8 protein-coding genes and 1 pseudogene are annotated in these 23785 nt (G+C 70.7%); 1 reads left to right on the top strand and 8 read right to left on the bottom strand.

Annotated elements, in window-relative coordinates; all coding sequences use genetic code 11:
* Positions 1-226: 226 nt before the first annotated feature.
* The 6 genes from G6N20_RS06015 to G6N20_RS20630 form a co-directional block, all read right to left on the bottom strand.
* On the bottom strand, positions 227-1024 hold the full coding sequence (locus G6N20_RS06015; protein WP_083047908.1) for a nuclear transport factor 2 family protein: 798 nt from the start codon (positions 1022-1024) through the stop codon (positions 227-229).
* Complete coding sequence (gene pncA, locus G6N20_RS06010; protein ID WP_269474171.1) at positions 1024-1596, bottom strand: pyrazinamidase PncA; 573 nt, start codon at positions 1594-1596, stop codon at positions 1024-1026. The genes G6N20_RS06015 and pncA overlap by 1 nt, the downstream gene beginning before the upstream one ends.
* A gap of 39 nt (positions 1597-1635) precedes the next feature.
* On the bottom strand, positions 1636-3141 hold the full coding sequence (locus tag G6N20_RS06005; RefSeq protein WP_083047936.1) for a carboxylesterase/lipase family protein: 1506 nt from the start codon (positions 3139-3141) through the stop codon (positions 1636-1638).
* Between the two features lie 110 nt (positions 3142-3251).
* On the bottom strand, positions 3252-5903 hold the full coding sequence (locus G6N20_RS06000; RefSeq protein WP_083047910.1) for a sugar epimerase family protein: 2652 nt from the start codon (positions 5901-5903) through the stop codon (positions 3252-3254).
* A 10-nt stretch (positions 5904-5913) separates the two neighbouring features.
* Positions 5914-18375, bottom strand: coding sequence for a type I polyketide synthase (locus G6N20_RS05995; protein ID WP_163662845.1), 12462 nt, complete (start codon positions 18373-18375; stop codon positions 5914-5916).
* A gap of 322 nt (positions 18376-18697) precedes the next feature.
* Entirely contained in the window at positions 18698-19048 is a 351-nt protein-coding gene (locus tag G6N20_RS20630) for a hypothetical protein (protein WP_083047912.1), read from the bottom strand.
* Between the two features lie 169 nt (positions 19049-19217).
* Between G6N20_RS20630 and rbpA the strand changes: the two genes are divergently transcribed.
* Entirely contained in the window at positions 19218-19553 is a 336-nt protein-coding gene (gene rbpA / locus G6N20_RS05985) for an RNA polymerase-binding protein RbpA (protein ID WP_015293389.1), read from the top strand.
* A gap of 25 nt (positions 19554-19578) precedes the next feature.
* Here rbpA and lnt read toward each other — a convergent pair.
* Positions 19579-22235 (bottom strand): annotated as a pseudogene (gene lnt, locus G6N20_RS05975) (apolipoprotein N-acyltransferase).
* Positions 22228-23760: an amidohydrolase gene (locus tag G6N20_RS05970; protein WP_276003750.1), complete on the bottom strand. Its 1533-nt coding sequence runs from the start codon at positions 23758-23760 to the stop codon at positions 22228-22230. The pseudogene lnt and the gene G6N20_RS05970 overlap by 8 nt, the downstream one beginning before the upstream one ends.
* Positions 23761-23785 lie beyond the last annotated feature (25 nt).

The following is a 23785-nucleotide window of genomic DNA, read 5'->3' as shown; positions in this document are numbered from 1 at the left end:
CGGTAGGGATATGCGATGCGCCCGCCTAGCAGCGACAACCGTGGCTGTCGCTGGTAGGCGGGCACTGTGTATGTCGGTCAGTTCCAGGTACACGTGGGGCAGATGAGGAAAGTGCAACGCCTGGAGCAGCCTGTCAGAACGCCGAGACCCCCCGACGAACTTACGAACGAGCGAGACCACTGGTCCTTACTACTCGATCCGGGTGTGGTTCGCCCCCCGGGCCCGGTCAGGCCGGAAAGTAACGAATACGGTTGATGTCGTTGCCCCGCCAGGCCAGCTCGGCGAACAAGATGCCCCGCCCGTGATCCGTAGCCAGTGAGACCGTGACCGTGGGCCCGGCCCCGGTCATCTTCGACCACCGCCCCCCGCGGAGCTGTTCGCCGAGTTCGGCCAGGTCGAGCACGTCGTCGTCGCCCAAAGTTATTGCCGCAGAAGGTGACAGCACACGCCGCCCGGCGACGTTGTCGCCCCGCACGACCGCGTCGAGGAAGGTCTCCACCAGCGTCTGGTGCCGCGCACCCGCCCGGCGAAAGCCCGCCATGAAGCCCGCGGTGCCGCGCAGGCCCTGGTTGCCGATCAACCCACGGGAGAGTTTCAGGGCGGGCGCCATCGCCGGCGATCCGCGTCGCAGGAACTGCAGCATCATCGCCGGCAGGTCCCAGTACGCCCGGAGTTCGGCGATCTTCCACTGGCCGTTGACCTCTCGCAGGTCGTATCGCAGGAAGGCGGGAACGAACATCGTGACGCCCGGACCCATCGCCACCTCAAGTTCGACATCGCGCACCACGACCGAGCCGCAGACGATGTCCAGGTCGCGGTGGAACGTGATGTCGCGCGGACCGATGAAGGTGTCGAAGAACAGGCCGATCTGCTCATGCCCCACGTGCGGCCGCGAGCCCACCGGGTCTTCCACCCGGCCGTCGCCGGTGAACAGACCTACCCAGCCGGCCCGGTCGTGCGCCGCGGCCGCCCGTGGCGACCGCTCGACCGCGGCCAGCAGGTCGTCCCGCTTGGGCAGCGTCATCAGCGGCTTCCGACCAACGTGATGCTGGCGGCCCGCATGTCGTGCAGCGCCCGTTCGGTCGTTTCCGCCGACACACCCGCGGTCAGGTCCAGCAGCACCCGGGTGGCAAAGCCGGCCCGGGCCGCGTCTTCGGCGGTGCGACGCACGCAGTGGTCGGTGGCCAGACCAACCACGTCGACCTTATCGACCCCCCGTTTCCGCAGCCACTCCAGCAGCGGTGTCCGGTTATCGTCGACGCCTTCGAAGCCGCTGTAGGCCGCGGAATAGGCACCCTTGCGGAAGACGGCCTCGATGGGGCCGGTGTCGAGGTCGGGGTCGAACTCGGCCCCCGGGCTGCCCGCGCGGCAATGCGGTGGCCATGACGTCGCAAAGTCCGGGTGATCGGAAAAGTGGTCGCCGGGGTCGATATGGAAGTCCTGGGTGGCCACGATGTGCTGGTAGCCGGGCCCGGAAGCGAGATAGTCGTTGATCCTGCGGACCACCGCGTGGGCGCCGCTCACCGGCAGCGAGCCGCCCTCGCAGAAATCGTTTTGGACGTCGACGATGATCAACGCTCGCACGATGTCCACCATATCGCCGTGGTGCCGCCGGACCGTGGGCCCGTCGGCGCGTCAGCGTGCCAGGGTGAAGCCGTCCCAGGCCATCCGGCGATGCCGATGCGGATCAAACTCGATGCGGCATTTGCGGTCGAACACCATGACGGCCCGGTCGGTGTGGGTGTGGGCCGGCCAGTCGTCGCCGGGCACCCCGGTTCGGCTGAACTCCCGCCACCGTCGTTGCACCTCGTTGCTGACGCGCAGCGCGGCACGCCGATCGGCCGCCGCGGTCAGCAGGGCGCCGAACCTGGTGCGGTAGATGTCGAAGACGGCGAACAGCTCGGTGGCATGGGTGGCGCCCAAACCCGACCAGCGCAGTGTCCGCGGTGCGTAGTCATAGCGGTACAGATACGTCGGCGCGTGGACGCCGTGCGCCTCGGCGATCTGCCAGGCGGCCGTGCCGAAGGCGAAATCACCACCGAGCTGGATGCATGCTTGCGGCTTGGGATAGTTCGGGTAGGCGGCGGTAATGCGTTGGCGGGCAGCCGGTTCCACATTGGCCAGCAGCTCTTCGACCATGGCTTCATTGGTCGGCAACATCCCCAGGAAGCGGGTGAACAGCCGGCCCTCTTCGGCGTTGGTTCCCACGATGAGCGGCACTTTGTGCGCCCGTCCGTGTCGCATCGCCTCGACCGGTTCCACGGGCAACACGTCGTCGCCGAACACCGGACCAAGCGGGAAGGCGCCCAGCCGTTTCTTCATGCCCTGCTCGATCAGCCGGTGCTGCGCCGCCACCAGATGTCCAGCCGATGCGGTCATCAGCGCGCCGGCCGCGTCCCGGGTGCGCACGCCGAGCAGACGGACGAAGCGGGCGGCGAATTCGGCGGCGATCTCGCGCGAACGCACCATGCCGGACGCCGGGCTTTCCGAGATCACCCGGGCGAACAGGCCTTGGGCGGCGGGCACCGCCAACAGCGTGGCGGTGATGTGCGCGCCGGCGCTTTCGCCGAAGATGGTGACGTTGTCGGGGTCACCGCCGAATTCGGCGATGTTGTCGCGAACCCAGCGCAGCGCCAGCACCAGATCGCGCAGGTACACGTTGCTCTCGAGGGTGACGTCCGGGGTGGACAGCGACGACAGGTCCAGGCAGCCGAGGGCGCCGACGCGGTAGTTGACCGACACGTACACGCAGCCGCGGCGTGCCAGCGCAGCGCCGTCATACAGCGGGGTGGCCGAGCTGCCCAGGATGTACCCGCCGCCGTGAACGAAGAACATGACCGGCAGCGGTTGGGTGGTCGGTTGCTCGGGTGTGACGACGTTGAGGGTGAGGCAGTCCTCGCTCATGGGCTGGTACTTGCCGATCCCGAGCATGGTGTAGCGACGCCGCTGGGGTGCGCAGTTGGCGAACGCGTGGCAGTGCCGCACACCCGGCCAGGGCTGCGCGGGTTGCGGCGCCCGGAAGCGCAGCGGCCCCACCGGTGGCCGCGCATACGGGATGGAGCGCCAGCGGTTCACGCCGTCGCGCGTGAAGCCTTCCACGATCCCGGTGGCCGTGCGTGCACGGACGGTGCGCTCGTGCATGACCCCGACGGTAGCCGACTCGTCGGGGACCCGACCAAGCCGGCAGCCGTTCGGGTGCCTGCGGTCGGTGCCGCCGCCCGACGGGGTGGGCACGGCGTTTGGCTGCCGACCTACGGGGCGTCCTCGTCGCCGTCATCGCGAAGCCGTATCTCCGGGTCGGACGCCGCGTCGAGCACCCGAATCTCGCCCGTCGTGCCGTCGACCTCGACCAGGGCGCCCGGCGGCAACAACCGGGTGGCCCCGGCCACGTCGACCACACAGGGGAAGCCGAACTCGCGGGCCACCACCGCGGCATGTGACATCGGGCCCCCGAGCTCGGTCACCACGGCCGCCGCATAGCAGAAGGCGGCGGTGTATCCGACATCGGTGACCTGCGCGACCAGGATTTCGCCGGGCCGCAGGTCGTCGAGGGTCTCCGGACGCACGATTCGCACCCGGCCACGCACTTTGCCCCCGCACACCCCGACTCCGCGCAGGGTGTCCCCGCCGGTCAGTGCCGTCGCCGATGCGGCCGACGGCCGCCAGCTCCCGCTGAACACCGTGGGTGGGACCACAGCAACCAGCCTGCGATGTTCGGCCCGCCGCCGCGCCACCAGCGCCGAAACATCGGCCGGGAGCGCATCGAGTTCGTCAACCAACAGGTAGAACACATCGTCGACGGCGTCGACGACACCGGCATCGGCCAGCCGGCGCCCATGCTCGCGCAGCAGGGCGCGCAGCACCCAGATGGCGCGCACCATCTTGTCGCGGCGCACTTCGCGATCGCGCAGTTGCCGCGCGGCCAACAGCGCAACGGGCTTGGCCCGCACCGGAATCACCGGACGGGTGGGCTCGGCGTCGGCCGCCGCGGGTGGGGCGTCCAACGCTTTGGCCACCATCCGGACCAGCAATTCGGGATCATCGCTGTAGCTGGTGGAGAGCATCTCGACCTCCGCCGGCCCGCGGTGCCCGATCAGCGCCAGCTCGGCTCGCACCGCCGCATGAAACTGCGGCGCCTCGACGGCCAGCTTCTTTAGGCGCTGGCCCGGTTCGGCCAGCAGCCGAGTGACGGTCGGGTCGCGCCGCGCGGCCGCCGCCAGCCGCCGCACCGCTGCGACCGACCGCGCACTGGCTAGGTCCGGCCCGGCCGTCGGTGCGGTGTCTTGCCCGCACAGCGCGCGCAACAACACGTTGTACGCGGCGCACAGCATGAACGAGCCCGACGCCAGCAGCCATCCGTGCACCACGTGATCGCGCGCCAACAGGATCAGGCTCCGCAGCCGGCCATCGTCCAATGCGGTCAGCTCGTCACCGGCCAGCCGCTCCAACCGGTTGACATCGGCCAGATAGTCCCGGGTATCGCGGGACGAGCCCGCGCTCAAGCCGATCAGGTTGACGCCGAACACCCCGATGTTGCGGACGGTGCGCACCAGCCTGCGCGCCCGGCGGGATTGCGATGACGGCGGACGCTGGTCGCCGAAGATCGGCAGCGAGGCCATGCTGGGGCCGAAGAACCCGCTATTGCGGACGATCGTGGCGGGTTTGGCGAACGGCACGGTCTCGGCCATGAAATGCGCCGAGGTGATCGCCCCATAGAGCCGGTGGGCGAACACCGCGACGGTGCGCATGGCGATTTCGCGCTGGATCACCCCACCCGGCCGCAGCCGTTCGGCGATGGCGACCCCGCCGGCACGCAGGCCGCGCACGGTGACCGACGCCGACGACGGCGAGAACGGGCCGGGCAGCGCCTCGGACAAATTGGTGGCCAGAAACGTGGGGAATCGCGGATCGATCGGCGTGTCAAACTCGCCGTTATCCCCTTCTGGGCCAGCCAATCTGGGAACAACGCCATCCGCCGACGGGGTGTCGACGGCGGGCAGGTCCGTGACATTGGCCAGCCGCCAGGGCAGCGAAATCGTGCGGCTGCCCACGGCGAGCCGGCCGCGCACCGCCAGTGCGAAGTCCTCAACACATTCGTCGGCGCTGAAGGCCGGCCGGAATCCCCACCGGTCGCGCAGCCGCGTGGTGTCCATCAGCGGCGCGCCCCGCACCAGGTCGGCCAACGACGCGACCCGGCTCCGCAGCGCCGCGGGGCGAATCGGTACGACGGGCCGGCCCAGCGCGGCCGCGATCTCTCGCCACGTCAGCTCGCCGGGGGCCGCGAGATTGACCGGTCCGCTGCCGATGTCGGCGTCGAGGGCGGCACGGGTTAACAGCCGAAGCGCGTCGTCGGTGTGCACCACCTGCAGGACCCGGTCGACGGACCCGGCGGGCAACACCGGCTGGGCAAACAGCTGGCGCACCCAGTTATCGACGTTTCGGCCGACGACGAGTGCGCAGCGGATGGCGACCCAGTGCAGCCCCGAGTCCGCCAGCAGCTGCTCGACGCGGGCCTGGTGCCTGCCTTCGGTGCACACCGGGGCCGGGTCCTCGTGTTCGCCGGCCGGCGCCGCGGTGGCTGCATAGACGTGCGCCGAGGAAGTGAACACGATTCGCCCGGCCCCGGTTTCGGCCATCGCCTGCAGAACGTTGGCGGTACCACCGATATTGACCTGGGCGTCTCCGCCGTGGGCCCACGCGCAGTGCACGACGACATCCGCACCCGCTATCGCCCGCCTGACCGCGACCGAGTCGCGGATGTCGCCGGCGACGAAATCGGCCGAGCTTGGCCAACTTTGCGGTCGATGACGGGCGATGCCGGCGACATCGTGGCCCCGGCTGAGCAGCCGGGCGACGAGGCCGCGACCGAGCACTCCGCTGGCCCCGGTGACCGCGATCCGCACGCCGACGCGCCTACTCGTCGTCGTTCATGAACGCCACGGTGACCAGGTCGTCGAGGTCCATGTCGGCGATGTCCTTCTCGGGGTCCCCCTCCGGGCCGGGTGCCTGACCGTTCCCGTCGGCTTCGTTTGCCAACGCCAACAGCAGGTCCAGCACGCCGGCCTGCCGAAGCCGCTTGACCGGGATGGAGGCCACGATGCGTTGCAAGTCGGCGTCCTCGGGTGCTGGGGCGACGGGCGCGTCGTGCGGTGCCGCGCCGACCAGCTCGCGATGCATATACCCGGCCAGCGCGACGGAATTCGGGTAGTCGAAGATGAGGGTCGGCGAAAGCGACAGGCCGGTGGCGGATTTGAGCCGGTTGCGCATCTCGACCGCGGTCAGCGAATCAAAGCCCAGCTCCTGAAACGCCTTGCCGGGGTCGATTGCTTCGGCGCTGGTGTTGCCCAGCACGGTGGCGATGTGCGAGCGCACCAGGTCCAGCAGGACGGCGTGCTGTTCGTCTTCGGGTAGCCCTTCCAGGCGTTGCAGGAGTGCTGATTTCGACTTGGCGGCGGCCAGCGAGTCGTCCACCTGGCGCCGGGCCGGCGCGTTGATCAGATCGACGAACATGGGCGGCAACGTGCCGCCGTCGAACTTGACCCGCAGCGCGGCGAGGTCGATGTGGGCGGGCAGCATGAACGGTTCGTCGACGATCATGGCGGTGTCGAGCAAGGCGAGGGCTTCGTCGCAGGACATGGCCACGATGCCGTCGCGGGCGAACCGTTTGAAGTCGACGGTCGCCAACCCGCCGGTCATGGCGCTGGCCTGATCCCACAGCCCCCACCCCAGCGAGATCGCCGGCAGCCCGTGGGCCCGCCGGTGCGCGGCCAGCGCGTCCAAGAACGAGTTGGCGGCCGCGTAGTTGGCCTGGCCGGACGATCCCACCAGCCCGGCCATCGACGAAAACATCACGAACGCCGCGACATCCAGATCGCGGGTGAGCTCGTGCAGGTTCCACGCCGCGTCCACCTTGGCCCGCAGCACCGTTTCCATCCGTTCGGGAGTCAGCGAGGTGACCACCGCGTCGTCGAGCACCCCGGCGGCGTGAACCACCGCCGACAAGGGACGCTGCACCGGAATATCGGCGATGACCTTGGCCAACGCCGCCCGATCGGCCGCATCGCACGCCACCGCCTGCGCCTGCGCGCCGGCATCCCGCAACTCGGCCACCAACTCGGCGGCACCCGGCGCATCCGGGCCGCGGCGGCTGACCAGCACCAGCTGACGCACCCCGTGCCGAGTCACCAGATGACGGGCCAACGCCGAACCCGCCATCCCGGTCCCGCCGGTGATCAACACCGTGCCGGCCGCCCACGCGCCGGGCATCCTCATCACGACCTTGCCCACGTGCCGCGCCTGGCTCAGATAGCGCAACGCCGCGGGCGCTCGTCGCACGTCAAACGTCGTCACCGGCAACGGCCGCAGCACGTCCTCACCGAACAGGTTGGCCAGCTCGGCCAGGATCTGCCCGATGCGGTCCGGCCCCGCCTCGAAGAGGTCGAAGGCGCGGTAACGCACACCGGGGTGCTGTTCAGCGACCGTGCCGGGATCGCGGATGTCGGTCTTGCCCATCTCCAAGAACGTCCCGCCGAACGCCACCAGGCCCAGCGACGCGTCCACGAACTCCCCGGACAGCGAGTCCAACACCACGTCCACGCCGCGGCCACCGGTGACCGCCCGGAACTTGTCCGCGAACTCCAGGCTGCGCGAATCAGCGATGTGGTCGTCGTCAAAACCCATGGTCCGCAACGTGTCCCACTTGCCCTTGCTAGCGGTGGCGAACACCTCCAACCCCCAATGACGGGCCAGCTGCACCGCCGCCATGCCCACCCCCCCGGCGGCGGAGTGCACCAGTATCCGCTGCCCCGACCGCACCGACGCCAGGTCGGTCAGTGCGTAGTATGCGGTGGCGAACACCACCGACGCGGTGGCGGCGGAGGTGTAAGACCACCCGCTGGGCACCTTGACCAGCAGCCGGTGGTCGGTGACAGCGATCGTGCCGGTGCCTTCCGGGAACAGGCCCATCACCCGGTCACCGACCGCGAAACAGCCATCCCGCGTGGCCGCTGCCGTGGCTGCCTCGATGACGACGCCGGACCCCTCGACGCCCAGGACCGCGTCCGGGTCCGGGTAGAGCCCCAGCGCGATCATGACGTCGCGGAAGTTGGCGGCAACGGCGGACAGCGCGACCCGGACCTGCCCGGGCCGCAGCGGTGCGTCGGCGTCGGGAATCGGCTCCAGCCGCAGATTCTCGAAGGTGCCGGCGGTGCTCATCGCCAACCGCCACGGCCCGTCACCCGGGGGCACCAGCAGCCCGCCAACCGCGCGGCTGCCGCGCACCCGCGCGGTGTAGACCTGCCCGCCCCGCCACAACACCTGCGGCTCGCCGGCGGCGAGGACCGCGGCCATGGCGGCATCGTCAAGGGCCGCATCGGTGTCGACGAGCACGATCCGCCCGGGATGCTCGGTCTGCGCCGAGCGCACCAATCCCCACACCGCCGCGCCCGCCAGATCGGTGATGTCTTCGCCGGGCTCCCCCGGCAACGCCACCGCGCCGCGCGTCGTCACCAGCAACACCCCCGGCTCATCACCGGCCAGCCACGACCGCAACACCTGCAGCACCGCGGTCGTGGCCGCATACACCCCCGTCACCACGTCGCCGGCGACCGGCACCGACTCGAACACCATCGCCGGCGCCGGCCCCGGCTCCGCCGGGGCCAGCGGTTGCGCCGACCAGACCACCTCGAACAGCCGGTCGGGCGCCGAGCGCGACACCGCGGCCCGCAACTGCCGATCGGTCACCGGCCGGGCCCGCATCGCGGCCACCGACAGCACCGGCAAGCCGAGCGCATCGGCCAACTCGATCGACACCGCCGTGGGGGTGCCGCCCGGGTGCGGGCCAGCACCCACCGGCGCGATCCGCGCCCGCACCGCCGAGGCGCCCGCGGCGTGCAACGACACGCCGTGCCAGGAGAACGGCACCATGACCGAGCCTTCGGGAACCTCGGCGCCGTCGGCGCTCAAGATCACCGCGTGCAACGCCGCGTCCAGCAGCACCGGATGAACCCCGAACCCGGTGACCGACACCGCGGCGTCGGCGGGCAGGCCCACCTCGGCGAACACTTCGTCACCGCGGCGCCACATCGCGGTCAAGCCCCGGAACGCGGGCCCGTACCCGTAGCCGCGCGCGGCCAGCCGCTCGTACCCGTCGGCGACCTGCACCGGCACCGCACCGGCCGGCGGCCACACCGACAGTGCCGCGGCCGGACCCGGTGACCCGGCGCTCAGCGAGCCCTCGGCGTGCAACAGCCAGGGGGCACCGGCCTCGGCGCGCGAATACACCGCCACCGCACGGCCGCCCGATTCCTTGGGACCACCGACGACCACCTGCACCGCGACCGGCCCGCTGGCCGGCAAGACCAGCGGCGCCGCCAACGTCAGCTCGTCGACCACCCCGCAACCCACTTCGTCGCCGGCGCGGATCGCCAATTCCACAAAGCCCGCGCCGGGGAAGATCACCACGCCGCCGACGGCGTGGTCGGCCAGCCAGCCCTGCACGCTGAGCGATAGCCGGCCGGTCAGCACCACCCCACCCGAGGCCGGCAGCTCGATCACCGCGCCCAGCAGCGCGTGCTCGCCGGCCGCCAACCCCAGCCCGGCGGCGTCGGCCACACCACCGTCACCGGATAGCCAGAACCGTCTGCGCTCAAAGGCATACGTGGGCAGCTCCACGAAGTTGGCCGCGCCGATCGTGGCCCGCCAGTTCACCTCCATGCCGGCGACAAACCCCCGTGCGACGGCGTTGAGCAGGGTCTCCGGCTCGGGGCGGTCCTTGCGCAGCGCCGGCATGGTCATCACCTCGGCGTCGGCCAGCGACTCGTCGATCGACGCGGTCAAACCGCCGCTGGGGCCGACTTCGAGGAAACGGCTGGCGCCGGCCGAGTGCGCGCAGCGGACGCTGTCGGCGAATCGCACCGGTTCCCGAACGTGACGCTGCCAGTACGCCGGCGACGCGAAGTCGTCTCCGGCCGGCTGGCCGGTCACATTCGAGATGACCGGGATGGTGGCCGCCCCGATGGTGAGTCCGGAAGCGACCGCGCCGAATTCGTCGAGCATCGGCTCCATCAACGGGGAGTGAAACGCGTGCGAGACGGCCAGTTGGTGCACTCGGCGGCCGTCGGCGCGCAGCCGATCGGCGATGGCGACCACCGCGTGCCGCGCCCCCGAGATCACCACCGAGGCGGGACCGTTGATCGCCGCGATGCCGACCTCGGGGGTCAGCAGCGGTTGCACTTCCTCTTCGGTGGCCGCCACCGCGACCATCGCCCCGCCGGCCGGCAACGCCTGCATGAACCGGCCGCGAGCGGCCACCAGCACCGCGGCGTGCTGCAGCGACAAGACCCCCGCGACGTGAGCGGCCGACAGCTCACCGACCGAGTGGCCCATCACGAAATCGGGTCGTACGCCCCAGGATTCCAGCAGCCGGTACAAAGCGACCTCCACCGCGAACAGCGCGGGTTGGGCGAATTCGGTGGTGTTCAGCAGGTTTTCGTCATGGCCCCACATCACCTCGCGAAGGGGACGCAGCAGATGCTGGTCCAGCTCGCCCACCACCGCGTTGAACGCCTCTGCGAAAACCGGGTACGCGGCGTGCAATCCCATTCCCATGCCCAGGAATTGGGAGCCTTGGCCGGGGAAGACGAAGACGGTCTTGCCCGCGGGCTGGGCGACACCGCGCACCACCGTGGCCCCCTCGGCACCGGCGGCCAGCTCATCCAGGCCCGCCAGCAACCGGTCCCGATCCGCACCCACCACCACGGCCCGATGCGCAAAGACCGAACGCCCCGCCAACGACCAACCCACATCGGCAACATCCAGCGTGTCGTGGCAGCGCACATGCGCCGCCAACCGCGCCGCCTGCGCACCCACCGCCGCCGGCGACTTCGCCGAGACCACCCACGCCACCACCGGCGGCCTAGGCCCAGCCTCCCGCGCCGACACCCCCGGCGCCTCCTCGAGAATCACATGCGCATTGGTGCCGCTGATCCCAAACGACGACACCCCCGCCCGGCGCACCCGACCCGCCGCCGGCCACGGCCGCGGCTGGGTCAACAACGCCACCGACCCCGCCGACCAATCCACATGCGCCGACGGCGCATCCACATGCAACGTCGCCGGCAACAACTCATGGCGCAGCGCCAACACCATCTTGATCACCCCGGCCACCCCCGCCGCCGCCTGGGTGTGACCCATGTTCGACTTGATCGACCCCAACCACAGCGGCTCGCTGCGCCCTTGCCCATAGGTGGCCAACAACGCCTGCGCCTCGATCGGATCCCCCAACGTGGTCCCGGTGCCATGCCCTTCCACCACGTCCACCTCGCCCGCGCTCAACCCCGCATTGGCCAACGCCGCCCGCACCACCCGCTGCTGGGAGGGACCATTGGGCGCGGTCAACCCATTGGAGGCACCATCCTGATTGACCGCCGAACCGGCCACCACCGCCAACACCGGATGCCCCAACCGCCGCGCATCCGAGAGCCGCTGCAGCACCACCATGCCGCCGCCCTCGGAGAATCCGGTGCCGTCGGCGGCCTGCGCGAATGCTTTGCACCGCCCGTCCGGTGACAGGCCGCGCCAGCGGCTGAACTCCACAAAAATGTCGGGTGTGGCGTTGACGGTGACGCCGCCGGCCAGGGCCAGGTCGCACTCGCCCGACCGCAGCGATCCCACCGCCAGGTGCAACGCCACCAACGACGACGAACACGCCGTATCCACCGACACCGCCGGGCCCTCCAACCCCAGCACATAGGCCACCCGGCCCGAGGCCACACTCGCTAGCTGGCCGGTCAGCCGGAAGCCTTCCACCGGCTCGGCGGAGAACATGCCGTAGCCTTGCGTCATCACCCCGGCGAACACACCGGTGGCGCTGCCCCGCAACCCCCCGGGGTCAATCCCGGCCCGCTCCAACGCCTCCCAGGAGAGTTCGAGGAGCATCCGTTGTTGCGGGTCCATCGCCAGCGCCTCGCTCGGACCCACCCCGAAGAAGGCGGGGTCGAAGTCGGCGACACCGTCGACAAAGCCGCCGGTGCGGGTGTAGCAGGCGCCCGGCACGTCGGGATCGGGGCTGTACAACCGGGCCAGGTCCCAGCCGCGATCGCCGGGGAACTCCGTGAGCACGTCGCGACCGTGGATCAGCATGTCCCACAACGCCTCGGGTGAATCGACCCCGCCCGGGTAGCGGCACGCCATTCCCACGATCACGATCGGATCGTCGCCCGCGGCACGCGCCGCGGGCGAGTGTTCGATTTGTTCTGGGACGCCGGCAAGTTCGGTGCGAAGGTATTCGGCCAGCCGGTTGGGGGTCGGGTAGTCGAAGATGAGCGTGGGGGAAAGCGCCAGGCCGGTAGCGGATTTGAGCCGGTTGCGCATCTCCACCGCGGTCAACGAGTCAAAACCCAACTCCTGGAATGCCTTGTCCGGGTCGATGGCCTCGGGCGTGACGGTGCCCAGCACGGTAGCGATGTGGGAACGCACCAGGTCTACCAGGACGGCCTGCTGTTCGGGCTCGGAAAGCCCCTGCAAGCGGTGCGCCAGAGCCGATTTCGATTTCGCCGCCGCCAGTGAGTCGTCAACCTGACGACGCGTGCGCGCAGTGATCAGATCGGTGAACATCGGCGGCACCGCCATCGCGTGGGCTCGCAGTGCGGTCAGGTCGATGCGGGCGGGCGCCAAAAATGGTTGGTCGACGATCAGGGCGGTGTCGAACAGTTCCAGCGCCTCGTCGGTTGACAACGCCAGGATCCCGTCGCGGGCCAACCGGGCCCGGTCGGCGACGTCCAACCCCCCGGTCATCTCGCTGGCCTGATCCCACAGGCCCCAGCCCAGCGACATGGCCGGCAAGCCCTGGGCGCGCCGATGCGTGGCCAACCCGTCCAGGAAGCCGTTGGCCGCCGCATAATTGCCCTGCCCCGAGGACCCCAGCAGCCCGGCCATCGACGAAAACATCACGAACGCCGACAGATTCACGTCCCGGGTCAGCTCGTGCAGGTTCCAGGCCGCGTCGACCTTGGCCCGCAGCACCGCGTCGACCCGCTGCGGCGTCAGCGACGAAATCACCGCGTCGTCGAGCACTCCGGCCGCGTGAACGACCGCCGACAGCGGGTGCTGCGCGGGAATATCGGCGATCACCTCGGCCAACGCCGCCCGATCGGCCACATCACAGGCCACCACCCGCACCCGCGCACCCGCGGCGCCCAGCTCGGCGAGCAACTCGGCGGCCCCCGGCGCGTCCGGGCCACGCCGGCTGAGCAACACCAGCTGCCGCGCCCCGTGCCGGGCCACCACATGGCGGGCCAGCGCGGCGCCCGCCATGCCGGTGCCGCCGGTGATCAGCACGGTGCCGGCCGCCCAGGCGTCCGGCATCGTCATCACCACCTTGCCGACATGGCGCGCCTGACCGAGATACCGCAACGCCGCGGGTGCCCGCCGGATATCGAACGTCGTCACCGGCAACGGCCGCAGCACGCCGGCGTCAAAGAGCTTGGCGAGTTCGAGCAGGTACTCGTGCATGCGGGCACGGCCGGGTTCGAAGAGATCGAAGGCCCGGTAGCGCACCCCCGGGTATTGCTGTGCGATGACGTCGGGGTCGCGGATGTCGGTCTTGCCCATCTCCAAGAACACCCCGCCCGGGGCGACCAGGCGCAGTGAGGCGTCCACGAATTCACCGGCCAGCGAGTCCAACACCACATCCATGCCGCACCCACCGGTGACCGCCCGGAACTTGTCCTCGAACTCCAGGCTGCGTGAGTCGGAGATACGGTCGTCGTCAAAGCCCATGGCCCGCAACGTGTCCCACTTGCCCTTGCTCGCGGTGGCGAACACTTCCAGACCCAGGTGCCGGGCCAGCTGGGTGGCCGCCATGCCCACCCCGCCGGTGGCGGCGTGCACCAACACCCGCTGGCCCGGCTTGACGTCAGCCAGGTGCACGAACGCCAAATACGCGGTGGTGAAAACCGCTGATACGGCGGCGGCTTCGGCGTATGACCAGTCGGCGGGCATCGGAAGCAACAGCCGAACGTCGCCGGCCACCAGCGTGCCGCTGCCGTCGGGGAAGAATCCATAGACCGAGTCGCCCACCGCGAACTCGGTGACTCCCGGGCCAACCTCGACGACCACACCGGCGCCTTCGCCGCCGAGCAGCGCGTCATGGGTGAACATGCCCAGGGTGATCATGATGTCGCGGAAGTTCGCGGCGATGGCGCGCAGCGCCACCCGAACCTGGCCCGGCGTCAACGGTGCGCCGGCGTTGGGAACCGGCTCGAGGCGCAGGTTCTCGAAGGTTCCCGCGCTGCTCAGGCCCAACCGCCACGGCCCGTCACCCGGCGGCGCCAGCAGGCCGTCGACCGCCCGGCTGCGGTGCACCCGCGGGGTGTAGGCCTGCCCACCCCGCAGCACCACCTGCGGCTCGCCCACGGCCAATGCCACCGCCACCGTCGTATCGTCCAGCGGCGCATCGGAATCGACCAGCACGATCCGGCCGGGGTGTTCGGTCTGCGCCGACCGCGCCAGCCCCCATACCGCCGCACCCGCCAGGTCGGTGACGTCCTCGCCCGGCAGCGCCATCGCGCCCCGGGTCGCCACCACCAGCACTCCCGAGTCACGCTCGGCCAGCCAGGACTGCACCGCGGCCAGTGCCCGATGCGTGCGTTGGTATGTTGCGGACACCGGATCTTCCCCGGCGGCAACGGATTCGAAGACTTCGTAAGACGATGTAGCGGCGGCACTGGCGGCCGCGGGTAACCAGACCACCTCGAACAGCCGGTCGGGGCCCGCACCGGACAGCGCGGTGCGCAGTTGCCGCTCGTTCACCGGGCGGACGATCATCGTAGCCACCGACAGCACCGGCAGCCCCAGCCCGTCGGCGAGCTCGATCGACACCGCCGACGGACCCGTCGGCGCGATCCGGGCCCGCACCGCCGACGCACCGGCGGCGTGCAACGACACGCCTTGCCAACAGAACGGCAGGACCAGGTCGGCATCGTGGCCGGCTTGGCCGGCCAGTGCGGCCGCGTGCAGCGCGGCGTCCAGCAGCGCCGGATGCACCCCGAACCCGGCGACCCCGCCGGCCGCCTCCGGAAGCCTCACCTCGGCGAACAGCTCCTCGCCGCGTGCCCACATCGCGGTCAAGCCTCGAAACGCCGGACCATACCCGTACCCGCGCGCCGCCAACCGCTCGTAGCCGCCCGCGACGTCGAGGGCGACGGCCCCCTCCGGCGGCCACACCGACAAGTCCGCGCCGGGCTCGACGTTCCCGGCGCGTAATGTCCCCTCGGCGTGGCACACCCACACCGCGGCCGCGGCGGTGCGCGAGTAGACCGACACACCGCGCCGGCCCGACTCGGCCGCGGCGCCGACCACCACCTGCACCGCAACCGATCCCGACGCCGGCAGGGTCAACGGGGTCCGCAGGGTGAGCTCGTCGACCACCGGGCAGCCGACTTCGTCGCCGGCCCGCACCGCCAATTCCACAAAGCCCGCCCCAGGGAACACCACCATGCCGGACACCGCGTGATCGGCCAACCAGCCCTGCGCGCCGGGTGACAACCGCCCGGTCAACACCACCCCGCCCGAGGCGGGCAGGTCGACCACCGCGCCCAGCAACGCGTGTTCGCTGACACCCAGCCCCAAGCCGGAAGCGTCGGCACCGGTGCCCTCGGCGGAGAGCCAAAACCGATGCTTCTCAAAGGCATACGTCGGCAGCTCGACAAAGCCCGCCCCGCCCAGCATGCCGCGCCAATCCACCGCCACGCCCGCAACGAAGGCGGACGCCGCCGAGAGCAGGAATCGCTGCAGCCCGCCGTCCGCACGGCCCAGCGTGGGGACGACGATGGCCTGGGCGTTACCGCCAGCGCAGTCGGTGACTGTTTCTTCGATGCTGGCGATCAGCGCCGGATGCGGGCTGGATTCGACGAACGTGCGGTAGCCGTGCTCGCAGGCGTCGCGCACCGCCTGGTCGAATCGCACGGTCTGGCGGATGTTGCGATACCAGTAGTCGGCATCTAAACCCGCTGTGTCCAACCGGGTTCCGGTCACCGTGGAGAAAAAGACGGTGCGCGCGGAGCGTGGCTCGATGCCGGACAACGCGGCGATGAGCTGCGCGCGGATCGTCTCGACCTCGACCGAATGCGAGGCATAGTCCACCTCGATCAGGCGGGTGCGCAGCTCGTTGTCGGCGCACAGCCGAATCAGTTCCGCCAGCGCACCCACGTCACCCGACACCACGACCGCCGACGGGCCGTTGACGACGGCGATGCTCAACCGATCACCGAACGGCGCCAACAACTCCCGCGCCCGCTCGGCGCCGCACGCGATGGACACCATGCCGCCCGGGCCGGCCAGTCCGGTGAGCAGCGCGCTGCGCAGCGTCACCACCTTGGCGGCATCCCGCAACGACAGCGCACCGGCAACGTAGGCAGCGGCGATTTCGCCCTGGGAATGGCCGATGACGGCATCAGGACGGACCCCGACCGATTTCCACAGTTCGGCCAGCGACACCATGACCGCGAACAGCACCGGCTGTACCACGTCCACGCGATCCAGTCCCGGCGCGCCCGCAGCGCCACGCAACACGTCGGTCAGCGACCAGTCGACAAACTCCGCGAAGGCCTGAGCGCATGCCTGCATCTGCTGCGCGAATACCGGTGCGGTATCAAGCAATTCGACACCCATGCCGACCCATTGGGAGCCTTGGCCGGGGAAGACGAAGACGGTCTTGCCCGCGGGCTGGGCGATACCGCGCACCACCGTGGCCCCCTCGGCACCGGCGGCCAGCTCATCCAGGCCCGCCAGCAACCGGTCCCGATCCGCACCCACCACCACGGCCCGATGCGCAAAGACCGAACGCCCCGCCAACGACCAACCCACATCGGCAACATCGAGGCTGTCATGGGCCCGCACATGCGCCGCCAACCGCGCCGCCTGCGCACCCACCGCCGCCGGCGACTTCGCCGAGACCACCCACGCCACCACCGGCGGCCTAGGCCCAGCCTCCCGCGCCGGCACCCCCGGCGCCTCCTCGAGAATCACATGCGCATTGGTGCCGCTGATCCCAAACGACGACACCCCCGCCCGGCGCACCCGACCCGCCGCCGGCCACGGCCGCGGCTGGGTCAACAACGCCACCGACCCCGCCGACCAATCCACATGCGCCGACGGCGCATCCACATGCAACGTCGCCGGCAACAGCTCATGGCGCAGCGCCAACACCATCTTGATCACCCCGGCCACCCCCGCCGCCGCCTGGGTGTGACCCATGTTCGACTTGATCGACCCCAACCACAGCGGCTCGCTGCGCCCTTGCCCGTAGGTGGCCAACAACGCCTGCGCCTCGATCGGATCCCCCAACGTGGTCCCGGTGCCATGCCCTTCCACCACGTCCACCTCGCCCGCGCTCAACCCCGCATTGGCCAACGCCGCCCGCACCACCCGCTGCTGGGAGGGACCGTTGGGCGCGGTCAACCCATTGGAGGCACCATCCTGATTGACCGCCGAACCGGCCACCACCGCCAACACCGGATGCCCCAACCGCCGCGCATCCGAGAGCCGCTGCAGCACCACCATGGCCCCGCCCTCGGACCAGCCGACCCCGTCGGCGGCCTGCGCGTAGGGCTTGCACCGGCCGTCGGGGGCCAATCCGCGGTGCCGGCTGAACTCCACGAAGACGGTCGGTGTGGCGTTGACGGTGACGCCGCCGGCCAGGGCCAGGTCGCACTCGCCCGACCGCAGCGATCCCACCGCCAGGTGCAACGCCACCAACGACGACGAACACGCCGTATCCACCGACACCGCCGGGCCCTCCAACCCCAGCACATAGGCCACCCGGCCCGAGGCCACGCTGGAGGTCATGCCGGTCAGCCGGTAGCCCTCGATCTCCTCGGCCAACATGCCGTAGCCACCGACGATGAGTCCGGCGAACACGCCGGTCGCGCTGCCCCGCAACCCCCCGGGGTCAATCCCGGCCCGCTCCAACGCCTCCCACGACAACTCCAGCAACATCCGATGTTGGGGATCCATCGCCAGCGCCTCGCTGGGCGCAATCCCGAAGAAGGCGGCGTCAAAATCCGCCACCCCGTCCACGAAGCCCCCGGTGCGCGCGTAGGTCTTGTGGCGCGCGTCGGGGTCCGGGTCGAACAGCCCGGCCAGGTCCCAGCCGCGGTCGGTGGGAAACTCGGAGATCACGTCGCGACCCTCGGCCAGCATGTGCCACAGGCCCTCGGGCGAATCGATGCCGCCGGGGAAGCGGCACGACATTCCGACGATCGCGATCGGCTCGCTGGATCGCTGCAACAGCGCGCGGTTGGTGCGCTTCAGGCGTTCAACCTGGCCCAGTGCTTTGCGCAACGCTTCGGTCGCATGCTGGAGTTGATCACCCATTACTGACCTCGCCTAACCCTCGCCCGACAGTGGCCGTATCCAACCCCGCACGCGGCTTGCGCCGTGCCCCGGCAGTTTGCTGTACGAAGCGACCTCGTCGTTCGTTTCGACCAGTGTGCTGCGCTTCGACCTAAGGATGTCGCTGGTGAGTATCGCCAACTCCGGCAGGATTTCAAAACGTCCGAAACTTCCAGCTACCCAACGGACGGCTGGCCATCGGTGCGCCCGCGCAAGATCCCGCCGTCCATTGCCGCGACTTTACCGTCTTCCACAAAGCCGGCCGCCATCGGCCCGTTGGGTGCCCAGCGCGCAGGCGACGCGGTCAGACGCCCACTCGACGCCACCCGTCGGCGGCCCTGGCGGCCCGGACCAGCTCGTCGCACAGCTCACGCAGCTCGCCGGCCCCGGCTCCCTCGGCCAGCGCGATGGCGACATCCTCAGCCGCGCACCGCACCTGGTACACGCGATCCGACAGGTCGGCCGCCTCGTCGGCGGACAGCACCACCGCGTCGGCGGGCAGGGCCATCCCCTCCCCGCGGGTCATCATGGCCCGCTGCTCGTACGCCCGCTGCCGGCAAGACTGGCGGCAGTACCGGCGGCGGCGGCCCAGGCCGACGTCGGTCACGTCGCGGCCACACCAGCGGCACGGCTGGGGCCGGGCGCGGCGCGTCATGCCTGCCGACTTTAGTCCGCCACGGCCCCCGATCCCGGTATCATTGAGGGTCGCGTTGCGGCGTGCCGCGCATCGGCCGGGGAACTAGGCGGCACATCGCGACGTTTGCCAAGCGGAGATAGTCAGCACAGGAGCCCAGCAGCTCACCGGATCCAGAGGAGTAGCGGATATGGCTGATCGCGTCCTGAGGGGCAGTCGCCTCGGAGCCGTGAGTTATGAGACCGATCGCAACCACGACCTGGCACCGCGCCAGATCGCTCGGTACCGCACCGAAAACGGCGAGGAGTTCGAGGTTCCGTTCGCCGACGATGCCGAGATTCCCGGCACCTGGCTGTGCCGCAATGGGATGGAGGGCACCCTGATCGAGGGTGACCTGCCCGAGCCGAAGAAGGTCAAGCCGCCGCGCACGCATTGGGACATGCTGCTGGAGCGCCGGTCGATCGAAGAGCTGGAAGAGCTGCTCAAGGAGCGCCTCGAGCTCATCCGGTCACGCCGCCGCGGCTGATCCCCCTGGCGGGCCACCAGCCGGCTTAGGTGCCGTCGTGTGCCCGGCCCGCGCGGGCCCGGTCGCGTCGGCCCCCACGCCTGCCCTGCAGGCCCCACCGAGTGACCTTGACCAGCGCCTCACGGATGTTGGATCCGCTCATCTTCGACACCCCGATCGCACGCTCGGTGAACGTGATCGGCACCTCCACGACGACGTACCCGGCGTTCACCGTGCGCCAGGTCATCTCGATCTGGAAGCAGTAGCCCTTGGAGTCGACGCTGTCCAGATCGATCGTCTCCAGCACTTCGCGCCGGTAGGCCCGATAGCCGGCGGTGATGTCGTGGACACCGATGCCCAGCGCCAGCCGCGAATAGGTGTTGGCCGTCTTGGACAGCGCCAGGCGCCGCCATGGCCAGTTGCGCACCGTGCCCCCGTGCACATAGCGCGAACCGATGGCCAGGTCGGCTCCCGCGTCGACGGCGTCCAACAGGCGGTAGAGCTGCTCGGGCGCGTGGCTGCCGTCCGCGTCCATCTCGACGAGGACCGCGTACCCCCGGCTCAAACCCCAGGCGAATCCTTCCAGGTACGCCGCGCCCAGGCCGGCCTTGGCCGTGCGATGCAACACATGGGTGCGACCCGGATCGGTCCGGGTCAGCTCGTCGGCGAGCTGGCCGGTGCCATCGGGGCTGCTGTCGTCGACAACCAACACGTGCACATCGGGGCAGGCGTCCTTGACCCGCCGATGGATCAGCGGCAGATTCTCCCGCTCGTTGAAGGTGGGAATGATCACCAGGACGCGCTGGCTGGGACGGTCGCGCCCGGCCTGGGACGCAGGCTGGCCAGTGGTCATGTAGCTCCTTTGTCTCGCCCGAGGTCACATCGGTCGCCCTGGTCGGGTACCGGGGTGTCCTCGGATCCGCTCCGGGGCGGATCCGAGTCGTCAGAGTCGCCCGGTGGACTGGACCGCCGACGAGTCGGACGCGGGAACCACCCATTGTGCCGCATCGCGACGAGAATGACCGCTCCGGCCGCGCCGACCAGGATCCACTGCACGGTCGCACCCCAGCGGGTCGCCGGGGTCAACGTCGTCTTGAGGCGCACCTGGATGTCCAGATACGCGGGCTCGAAGAAATCCGTGCGCACCAGCTCGCCGCCGTCGGGCGCGATCACCGCGCTGATCCCGGTGGTGCCGGCCACCACGACGTAGCGATCGTGCTCGACCGCGCGAACCTTGGCGAACGCCAGCTGCTGCTCACTCATCGCCTTGTTGAAGGTGGCGTTGTTGCTGGGCACGGTCAGCAGCTGGGCGCCGCCCAGGATCGACTTTCGCGGCGCGCGGTCGAAGATCACCTCCCAGCAGGTGGCCACGCCGACCGGCACCCCGGCGACCCGCACCACCCCCGAACTCGGCCGTGGGACGAAATAGCCGGCCCGGTCGGCATACCCGGACAAATGCCGAAACAGCCAGCGCATGGGCAGGTACTCGCCGAACGGCTGCACGATCGCCTTGTCGTGGCGCTCGGCCGGTCCGGTGACCGGATACCACACGAGCACCGTGTTGGTGTATTCCGGGGTCTCTTGCAGGGGGCCCGCGGCGTCCAGCACGGTGCCGACCAGGATGGGCGCGCCGATCGCCCCGGCCGCCGCCGAGATCTGCTGCGCGGCGTCGGGATTGGCCAGCGGATCGATGTCCGAGGAGTCCTCGGGCCAGACCACGAGCTGGGGTTGCGGGGCCAGTCCGGCGCGAACGTCCTCGGCCAACCGCAGCGTTTCCCGGACGTGGTTGTCCAGCACCGCTCGGCGCTGCGCGTTGAAGTCAAGACCGAGCCGGGGCACGTTGCCCTGCACGACCGCGACGGTGACCGTGGGCTCGCCGCCCGATCCGGCTCCCGCGTGCCGCACCTGCGGCCAGACGAGGACGGCGGCCAACAACACCAGGCAGATGCCAACGCCCGGCAACAGCACCGCGGGCGGCTCGCCGGCGTCGGTGGCGCCCTGTCCTCCGGTTCGCCACCACCGTGCGATTTCCACCGCGATCGCGGTCAGGCCGCTGCCCACCAGCACGATCGCCGTCGACAGCAGCGCCACACCGCCCAGCTGGACCAACGGCAGCAGCGGGCCCTCGGCTTGGCCGAACGCCAGCGAACCCCAGGGAAATCCGCCGAACGGGCCGATCGACTTCAACCACTCCTGCGCCGCCCACAGCACCGCGAACCAGATCGGCCAGCCGGGCAGCCGGCGCACCACGACGGCGAACAGGCCGAAAAGACCCGGAAACAGTGCACACACGGTCGCCAGCGCCAGCCAGGGCGCGGGGCCCACCAGCTTGCCGATCCACGGCAGCAACGGCCCATAGAACGCCAGACCGAACACCAGGCCGTAGCCCAGCCCACCCACCGGCGTGGTGGCGCGGTGGATCAGCACCCACGCCAGCAGCGCGATGGCCACGATGGCCGCCCACCACCAGTTGGTCGGTGGAAAGCTGGCGTACAGCAGCAATCCGCCCACGACGGCCACCACCAGCCGGGGCAGCCGTGGCCGCAGCGCGGCCCAGGCCGCGGGCAGGCGCGCCACCAGCCCGCCAGCCAACCCCGTCAGGGTCCTCTGCGCCGCCGTGCCCAGCCGAGCCGCCACGCCCGGACCGCTGGGCACGTCTGTGGCCGCGAGGTCGTGCGCGGGGTCCTGCCCTTCGCTAGCCATGGATGACCGCACCTCGATGCACCGTCTGCCGGCAACGCGGCAAGGCATCGGTCGCCTTCAGCGACGGCAGGGCGGGCACTCGGGAACGCGGATCGGTTGACCAGCGCTGGACGCCGTCACGCGGTGCGGCGACGTCAAGCGCTTCGACCTCCCACACGGCATACGAGGCGAGCGCACCCGGCGCCAGGGTCCCGGTCGTTGCGTCGCGGACGCCACCGGCCCGCCAGCCGCCGCGGGTGGCGGCGGCGAACGCGGCCCGTGCCGACAGCGCGCTGCCGGGCGCGTGGTGATTGACCGCCGCGCGCACGCTGGCCCACGGATCGAAATCGGTGACCGGTGCGTCCGAACCAAGGGCGAGGGGCACGCCTTGGGATGCTAACAGCGCCAGCGGGTTGAGCCGGCGGCCACGATCCCGGCCAAGGCGCCGCGCATACATGCCGTCATCACCGCCCCACAGCGCATCAAAATTGGGCTGCACGCTGGCGATGACGCCCCACGCGCCCAGCCTGGCGGCCTGCTCCGCGGTGACCATCTCCAGATGTTCCAGGCGGTGTCCGCAGCCTGCGACGGCGACCACCCCGAGCTTGGTCACGACCCGCTCGAACGCCGCGACCACCGCGGCGACCGCGGCGTCGCCGATGACGTGGAAGCCGGCGGTCACCCCGGCCTCGGTGCACGCCCGCACGTGTGCCTCGATGGCATCGACGTCGAGGTGGCAGGTGCCGACGTGGCCGGGTGCGTCGGCGTATGGCTCGTGCAGCCAGGCGGTGCGCGACCCCAACGCCCCGTCGACGAACAGATCACCGGCCAGCCCGCGGGCACCGGTCTCGGCCACCAGCGCGCGCGCCTGCGCGGGCGTGGTCACCGCCTGGCCCCAGTAGCCGATCACCTCGACGCCGTGGTCGAGGGCCCGCAGCCGCAGCCAGTCGTCCAGGCCGCCGATGTCGGGGCCGGCGCATTCGTGCACCGCGACGATGCCGGCCGCCGCGGCGGCCCGCAGCGCCGCGGCCCGCGCTTCGGCGAGCTGCGCGTCGGTCAGCAGGTCGCGCGCGGCGGCCCGGACCAGGTGGTGCGCGTCGCCGGTCAGCGGCCGCTGGGCGCTGTGCCCGGCCGCCGCGGGGAGCCCGGGAATCAGCCGCCGCAGCCCGGACGAGGCCAGCGCGGAGTGCACGTCGACCCGCGCCAGGTAGGTCGGCCGGTCACCCAGCACCGCGTCCAGCTCCGCCGTGCTGGGCGCGGTGTTCTCCGGCCACGCCGACTCGTCCCAGCCGTGACCCCAGATCGGCTGCCCCGGGTGGGCGGCCGCGTGGTCGGCGACCATCCGCAGGCAGTGCGCGCGTGAGCGCGCCGGCCGCAGATTCAGCCCGGTGAGCGTCAGCCCGGTCGCGGTCAGGTGGATGTGGCTGTCGACGAATCCCGGCGCCACGAAGCCGCCGTCGAGATCCTGCACCTCGGCGTGCGGGAACTGGCCGCGGCCGACGTCGTCGCTGCCCAGCCAGGCGATCACCTCGCCGCGCACCGCCATGGCGGTGGCGTCGGGGTGGGTCGGG

The organism is Mycobacterium shinjukuense, assembly GCF_010730055.1.
GTDB lineage: Bacteria > Actinomycetota > Actinomycetes > Mycobacteriales > Mycobacteriaceae > Mycobacterium > Mycobacterium shinjukuense.
Note: the sequence above shows the minus strand (reverse complement) of the source record. Positions and strands in the feature narration are given on the sequence as shown.